The organism is Nostoc sp. DedQUE05 (assembly GCF_034530955.1).
Classification (GTDB): domain Bacteria; phylum Cyanobacteriota; class Cyanobacteriia; order Cyanobacteriales; family Nostocaceae; genus Nostoc.
In genome coordinates this window covers 1-6,538 of sequence record NZ_JAVRCB010000092.1, presented here as the reverse complement: position 1 = coordinate 6,538, position 6,538 = coordinate 1, and the positions used below count along the sequence as shown (strand labels likewise).

The window sequence follows — 6,538 nt, the reverse complement described above, 5'->3', positions numbered from 1 at the left end:
TAACCCCAACACCAACACCCGTAACCCCAACACCAACACCCGTAACCCCAACACCAACACCCGTAACCCCAACACCAACACCCGTAACCCCAACACCAACACCCGTAACCCCAACACCAACACCCGTAACCCCAACACCAACACCCGTAACCCCAACACCAACACCCGTAACCCCAACAGAATCTCCAAGCACATAAAACTGCTAATGGGTAAAAAATGCTACGCAAAAGCCGAAGACAGTACGTCTTGTCGTAATTTTGCCTAATTCCTGTGGAACTTAGCTGCTCCAATGCGGTAGCACAAACTTATACTCGATTAGGGGCAGAACTATACAACTGTTAACTACTGCCTTTACTTCCGCCAAAGCAAAAAGTGATATTCCCTACGACCAGATAGCATCTGCTAACGCTAGATTAAATCAAGGACAGGACTTACACAGCGTTCAACGGATATTCTTATATAGTTCAATCACGTTCTGTGTGTAAGTTCCCAGGAACTCACTTGTTGCTAAAGAGAACATAAACTTATGACTTTTGATTACGACCTGTTTGTAATTGGTGCGGGTTCTGGAGGTTTGGCGGCTTCCAAACGAGCGGCTAGCTACGGCGCAAAAGTGGCGATCGCTGAATATGATTTAGTTGGTGGCACTTGTGTGATTCGCGGTTGCGTTCCCAAAAAACTCATGGTCTATGGCTCTCACTTTCCCGAACTGTTCAGTGACGCTTCAGGCTATGGCTGGAAAGTAGGTAATGCTGAGTTTGACTGGGAATATTTCATTACATCTATAGATAAGGAAGTTCGGCGACTATCGCAACTGCACATAAGCTTCTTGGAAAAAGCCGGAGTAGAACTATTTTCTGGTCGCGCCACATTGGTAGATCCTCACACCATAGAAGTTGATGGACGTAAAGTTACAGCAAACAAAATTTTAATTGCTGTTGGTGGGCGTCCCGTCAAGCCAGATTTACCAGGGATGGAACATGGCATTACCTCCGACGAAATCTTTCATCTAAAAGAACAACCAAAACACATCGTTATTATTGGCGCTGGTTATATCGGCACGGAATTTGCTTGTATTATGCGCGGTTTGGGTTCTGAGGTGACACAAATTACCAGAGGTGAAAAGATTTTAAATGGTTTTGATGAAGATGTCCGCATAGAAATTGAAGAGGGTATGACGAACCACGGAATTCGCTTGATTAAGAATAATGTGGTGAAAGCAATTGAACGTGTCCCAGAAGGGTTGAAACTGACTTTATCAGGGGATGAGCAAGAATCACTAATTGCCGATGTGTTTTTAGTAGCGACCGGTCGAACCCCCAATGTAGATGGATTAGGTTTAGAAAACGCTGGGGTTGATATTGTCGCTAGTTCTATCGAAGGCCCTGGATACCCAACCACAAGTGCGATCGCAGTCAATGAATACAGTCAAACTAGTCAACCGAATATTTTTGCTGTTGGCGATGTCACCGACCGAATCAATTTAACTCCCGTGGCCATTGGTGAAGGTCGCGCCTTTGCTGATAGTGAATTTGGGGATAATCGCCGCGAATTCAGTCACGAAACTGTGCCCACAGCCATATTTTCTAACCCAGAAGCCGCAACAGTCGGCTGGACAGAAGCCGAAGCACGAGAAAAACTTGGTGATGCCGTAAAAATTTTTCGCACTCGCTTTCGCCCTATGTACCACAGTTTGACTGGTAAACAAGAGAAGACAATGATGAAGTTGGTAGTTGATGGCAACACTGACAAAGTTCTAGGCGCTCACATGGTAGGTGAAGGTGCAGCTGAAATTATCCAAGGTGTGGCGATCGCACTCAAGATGGGCGCAACTAAAAAAGACTTTGATGCTACTGTGGGTATCCATCCCTCATCCGCAGAGGAATTTGTCACAATGCGCTAATAAAACTTAGGAGTGAGGAGTTGTGAGTTATGAATTATAAATGAGTCACAACAAATGATAAATCTTTATTTATCAATACTCAATAATTTTTAACTCCTAACTATTTACAACTTTGGACTACATATATCTTCACGGATTTGCTTCTAGCCCTAAATCTGCCAAAGCGCGAGATATAGGCGATCGCTTTACCCAAATTCAGACAAAGCTGAAAATTCCCGATCTCAATGCTGGCGATTTTTCCCAATTAACAATCACTCGTCAGATCAATCAAGTTGCCGCAGAATTCAGCAATGATTCTACACCAGTAACACTCATTGGCTCAAGTTTGGGTGGTTTGACCGCTGCCCACTTGGGACAACAAAATTTACAAGTGCAACGCTTAGTTTTGCTAGCACCAGCTTTTGGGTTTTTATCCCATTGGTTGCCCAAACTAGGAGATGAAGAAGTACAGCGTTGGCAGCAAGAAAAATATATCATGGTCTACCACTACGGGGAAGAGCGATTAATTCCTTTAAGTTACGATTTCGTCATAGATGCTGCCCAATACCAAGAAAAACTTTTGCAACGCCCTATCTCCACGCTAATTTTGCACGGAAAAAAAGATGAAGTCATTCCGATAGAAGCTAGTCGGCACTTTGCGCACTCCCGTTCTTGGGTGGAGTTAGTTGAACTCGACAGTGACCACGCCTTGGGTAATGTTATGGAAGAAATTTGGCAGGCAATTCGCCTCTTTTGCCAATTACCTTGAAGTTGTAAAATATTAGACTCACAGATAACTAATGTCCTTAGTCATTTGTCCTTTGTTAGTTACTAATGACCAATGACTAATGACCATTGACTAATGACTAAAACTATGCTTCCCTTCATCCGGTCAGATTTAGCCCAATTCACCGCCTATAAACCTCATCCTAGCAGCGATACAGCCAATTCTGTCGCCACACAGTTTGATCGCTTAGATACAAATGAAAGCCCATACGATTTACCTCTTGAGTTAAAAGAGAAGCTGGCGTGGACTTATCAGCAAGTAATTGAAACAAATCGTTATCCTGATGGCGGACATGAAACCCTTAAGGATGCGATCGCACAGTACGTTAATCAATCAGCCGACCTCTCATCATCGTTATTTACTGCTGCCAATATTTCTGTTGGTAATGGTTCAGATGAACTAATCCGCTCTTTATTAATCGCCACCTGTTTAGGAGGAGAAGGGTCAATTCTCGTTGCCAATCCCACTTTCTCGATGTACGGGATTTTGGCGCAAACTTTGGGCATTCCTGTAGTGGCGGTGGGGAGAAATGAAACAAATTTTGAAATTGACATAAGCGCCGCACAGTCTGCGATCGAACAAACTCAAAATCCCCCCATTCGCGTAGTTTTCGTAGTCCATCCCAATTCGCCGACTGCTAATAGCTTAACTGAGGCTGAGTTAGCGTGGTTAAGAAGCTTGCCACAGCATATTTTAGTAGTAATTGATGAAGCTTACTTTGAATTCAGTCAAACTACCCTAGTAGGTGAATTAGCACAGCATCCTAATTGGGTAATATTACGCACTTTTTCTAAAGCTTTCCGATTGGCATCTCTCCGTATTGGTTATTGCGTTGCCCATCCCGAAGCGATCGCCATTTTAGAAAAAGTTCGCTTACCCTACAATCTCCCCAGTTTTTCCATAGCAGCTGCCTTAGTTGGTTTACAAAATCGTACACTCTTGCTGGAATCAATTCCCCAGACCTTGAGTGAACGAGCTAAACTCATCGAAATTTTATCCCAGCAACCGGAACTACAAATTACTCCAAGTGCTGCCAACTTTATTTACCTGCGTCTTAAACCAAATGGCTTTAATTCACAAGAAGCTGCTTTAAAAACTTTCCACCAGAAACTTAAAACACTCGGCACTCTTGTACGGCACATTAGCGGAGGATTACGAATTACTGTCGGAACGATAGAAGAAAATGCCCGCACCGTTAATCGAGTAAAAACTGCTTTGGCAAATTTGTCATCTTAGCAATTTACTCAGTAATTAAACCTGCTATTTACCTCACTGCCCAAACGTCGTACTACTCCCACTGTTTGTGGCAGCACACCTACTAAAAGAGCAAAAGCAACATCCGGCAAGAGAGCCACTATTTCTGGTGGAAAGTATTGTTCAAATTGATCGAGAATTTTCTGGACTCGCTGCCCAGGCAATGGATTTTCTGTAATTTGCTTGATCAATCGAATCCACTGTCGCCTAATCAAGTAAGCCTTCTGGCGTTCTTCATTAGATTCAGGAGTTAATAAAGAAAGATTACCTATGGGCAGTGCCCTTTGGCAATCACAATCGTAATCCCCACCCACAGCAGCCCCAGGCCCAGCAAACTCTGCATGGTAGCGTTTAAAGAGTATTAATCCATTTCGCCTACGACTATTGACGATGAAAACTTCTCCACTGTGCAAACGTGTAAGGATATCCGAGCCTTGCGATTGCTCAGTTCCGTCTGACATGACAACAGAGTCAAGGAAAGTAGTTTCAGGGTAATAAGTTGATACCATAGAGGTCTGATAGCGTCGATGCTGTTCGCTATCCATGTTTTTTAAACTTTTAATGAATGTTGTTGTAGTATGCACTTCAAAACGGAACTAGCTGTTATATCAAATCAAGTTTTTGAATTCTTTTATTATCAAGACCTTTCTGGTCAATCTAACTAAAAATAACAATATCTAGGCGTTGTTTCAGTAATTGAGTGATTATATTTTATGAGATATAACTAGATTTGTCTGTAAACTCTACTAATGTTTTCTTAAAGTTTTTATAAAGATGAATATATGAATTACAAAGTTATTATGAGGAAGTAAGATTTCTTTCAACGTGATTTTGCGTTATGTTCCCATTATAGTCCATTTTCATCTATATCGAATGCTTTCAAAAATTTGTTAAGCATAAATTTCAAAAGGGAATTTAACATTTTTTAATATTAAAAATATTTACCAACAAGATAATTTGTTTATAGCGACGAGGGCATTTTTCGTAAAAAGTTAAAATCAAATATTCTTCTGATAAAAAATTATCAAAAGCTTTTTACTCGCTTCGTAAATTAACAAACACGTTTAAGTTTTGATTTATTAAGACTCCTATTTGATTGCGTGAAAAAACTTAGTATAACTCAAAGAGCCTTCTTTCTCGTTAGCTCTTGCTTGCTAAATAAAGTAAATTCTGGAAATCAAAGCGGATTTATCTGGATATTTAGATAATATTGGCTAAATTTCTAATTAAACCCCGTTCATTTTAAAACCTAGAGTTATTAAAAAGAGTATATTATCTAGTCTTGGCTTGAGTTTTGAGCTTTCTCGGAGTCAAAATAATTATGGTTCTAAAGGTAGACGTGGTTTAGCTTAGTTTGTGTTTGATTACCGCTATGAGTTACAGATTTTATTGAATTAATTGGAATGGAATACAAAACTTGACAATTGCCAAAATAAAACTCAGAGAATGGAATCAGCACTCAGGCGCTTGTGCAATAACATCTGGCTTGAGCGTCTTAGAAGAAATGTATTCCAATTAGATTCGACTTTATGCACTCGATATCCCAGCTTGAAATAAAGCTGTCGTGCTTGATGGTTATTTTCTAAAACATGGAGATATAAGTCTTGAAATCCCCACTCGCGAGAGACTTTTTCACAGCTAGTAAGTAATCCTGAAGCCACACCATGTCTACGGTATTTTGGGTGAACCGCTAAATTAGATAAGTAAGGAAAACCTACACCAACCTCGCTCCATGAATCACTACTGTAGCGTACACCCATTTCCACACTTCCTACTAAGTTAGTAGCCTCACCAGTAGTAGCTTCAAGAGCAACTAAGCAAAGATGACGGGGCGCAGGTGATGCCATCCGATGCCTTAAGTCTTCGTAAATACCCAGACGTAGCAACGGAAAAGCCCATCCCCATATACCATTGTGGGAGTGAAAGCTTTCAGTAATAATTTGGGCAACACCAATCAAATCAGCAGGTGTAGCTGTACGAATTTGGAATTGGTAGCAAGCTGGATCGATTGGCTGTTGGTGGTATGGGTGAAAAAACCGATATTTCAAGGCTAGTTTAGTATTGATTTTATTCAACAAAAATTTTCTCAAATATCCTAAAACAAGATTTAAACTAAATCAGAACTTATAGAGTTGCCCAGGAGATTTAACTGAACCAATGTAGATTAAACAAATTTTACACTTTAGTTTGGAGTTTTATAACCTGCATTTTTGAAAGAGTATTAGAGGATGAATGAACAAGTATTTTTCATAACATCAAAGCCTCGGAAACCTAACCCCCCTAGCCCCCAACACTTACGAGGGAATGGCAGGGTGGTTTCATACGAAAAAAGAAAAATACATAAGTCTTGATTTCTTGTTTTGTGTCCAGGTTTTTTCCCTCACTTCCATTCCTTTCCCCCACGAGGGCAAAGGCTTTGAAACACAGTTTTAGTTTTTCTCTGCTTGTATGAAACCACCCTGCCTTCCCTACGAGGGAATGGGGGTTTCAAAGCCTCTCCCCGAAGCAAAGAGGAATGGAAGTGGGGTTTATAGTATACTTTACGACTTTTCAAACATCCTCTTAGCTCGACTTTATCCATTTTTGGCTACGGGTCATCACAAATGTAGGCGATC

6 protein-coding genes are annotated in these 6,538 nt (G+C 40.9%); 3 read left to right on the top strand and 3 right to left on the bottom strand.

The window, feature by feature from the left end:
- On the bottom strand, positions 1–195 hold a 195-nt coding region (locus RMZ42_RS34530; protein ID WP_322675665.1), incomplete at its 3' end, for a hypothetical protein.
- A 331-nt stretch (positions 196–526) separates the two neighbouring features.
- Between RMZ42_RS34530 and gor the strand changes: the two genes are divergently transcribed.
- The 3 genes from gor to RMZ42_RS34515 all read left to right on the top strand — a co-directional run bounded on the left by gor (position 527) and on the right by RMZ42_RS34515 (position 3,905).
- Positions 527–1,903, top strand: a complete 1,377-nt coding sequence (gene gor, locus RMZ42_RS34525) for a glutathione-disulfide reductase (protein WP_322675664.1) — start codon at positions 527–529, stop codon at positions 1,901–1,903.
- A gap of 112 nt (positions 1,904–2,015) precedes the next feature.
- Positions 2,016–2,651, top strand: a complete 636-nt coding sequence (locus RMZ42_RS34520) for a YqiA/YcfP family alpha/beta fold hydrolase (protein WP_322675663.1) — start codon at positions 2,016–2,018, stop codon at positions 2,649–2,651.
- Between the two features lie 105 nt (positions 2,652–2,756).
- Positions 2,757–3,905 carry a histidinol-phosphate transaminase gene (locus tag RMZ42_RS34515; RefSeq protein WP_322675666.1) on the top strand — a complete coding sequence of 383 codons (1,149 nt, stop codon included), beginning with the start codon at positions 2,757–2,759 and terminating at the stop codon, positions 3,903–3,905.
- Between the two features lie 8 nt (positions 3,906–3,913).
- Here RMZ42_RS34515 and RMZ42_RS34510 read toward each other — a convergent pair whose 3' ends face one another.
- Complete coding sequence (locus tag RMZ42_RS34510; protein WP_194043947.1) at positions 3,914–4,468, bottom strand: hypothetical protein; 555 nt, start codon at positions 4,466–4,468, stop codon at positions 3,914–3,916.
- Between the two features lie 894 nt (positions 4,469–5,362).
- Positions 5,363–6,001, bottom strand: a complete 639-nt coding sequence (locus tag RMZ42_RS34505) for a GNAT family N-acetyltransferase (protein ID WP_416211854.1) — start codon at positions 5,999–6,001, stop codon at positions 5,363–5,365.
- Positions 6,002–6,538: the final 537 nt, after the last annotated feature.